Genomic DNA, 1,160 nt, shown 5'->3' on the forward strand with positions numbered 1-1,160 from the left:
ACCAATCCGACCGACTACATCGATTTCGATCCTGTGAACAAGAGGATCATCTCTAGCGACTATGGGCTGGGGTGGGCGACTGCAGCTTCGGTGCCTCCCGGCCAGGGGCAGCATAATGGATTGGATTACATGAGCCTGTTCGGTGGCCCGGATATCCTCGACCGCACCAAGATTCGCATCGATTATCGCTTCATCATCCTGATCCAGCTTACAGAGGAATGGTTCCCGCCGAATGACATCGAGTTGGTGAAGGATGGTCCTGTGAGGGTGCTGGTGAAGCGGGGTCCGACGACGACCGAGGGTTATCGGTCTTTTGTCCGCACGGCCTTCCCGATCGACCTAAGTTCGTTGCCTGGGACTCTGGAACATGTGCGAACTTCAGCGGATCTTGTCGAAGGGGTGACCGGTACTTATTACGACGAAAATAACGCGGGCGGGGTCGCTATCGACGGGGTGCCCGACTCGGTGCAGCCGACGCCCTTCAACCAGGCCTGGCGGCAGGTAACTGTGGGCGATGGCTCCAACATTCAGATGGCCTCCCTAGACGAGCTTGGCGGCACACCCTATCATTATTACCAGGATGATTCGACGGGGGATGGCGATGACACGGGCGATCTGAGGTCCTTCGGAGACTCGGGCTTTGGGGTGACCAATCCAGGTAGCGAGAACTTCTCACTGGTGACTGGCCAGTTTTTCATACCGGCCAGCGAGGGCAACCAGGGTGCTACCTACTACGAGTACTTCCAGGACCCCCTGGAGGTGTCAGCGGTTCCGGTGAGGCAATACAAGACATATCTGCCCCTTCAGATCAAAGAGTAGTGACGGGGCTTGCCCCGGCAGGGTTTGGACCACGAAGGCGCGAAGGTTCACGCGCCAGCACGCTAGCAAGCGGTGCGGGAGCTAGGCGTACCGTGAGGTAAGACCGCGAAGCGCGAAGGGTACGGAGGGCGCGAAGGGTACGGAGGGCGCGAAGGACGCGGAGGACGCGGGGATGGGGAGACGCGGGGACGCGGGGATGGGGAGACACGGGGATGCGGGGAGGGTTTGGACCACGAAGGCGCGAAGGTTCACGCGCCAGCACGCTAGCAAGCGGTGCGGGAGCTAGGCGTACCGTGAGGTAAGACCGCGAAGCGCGAAGGGTACGGAGGGCGCGAAGGACG

General features: G+C 60.7%; 1 protein-coding gene. It reads left to right on the forward strand.

The window, feature by feature from the left end:
• On the forward strand, positions 1-819 hold an 819-nt coding region (locus U9R25_01730), incomplete at its 5' end, for a hypothetical protein (GenBank protein ID MEA3334600.1).
• Positions 820-1,160 lie beyond the last annotated feature (341 nt).

The organism is Chloroflexota bacterium (genome assembly GCA_034717495.1).
GTDB lineage: Bacteria > Chloroflexota > Anaerolineae > JAAEKA01 > JAAEKA01 > JAYELL01.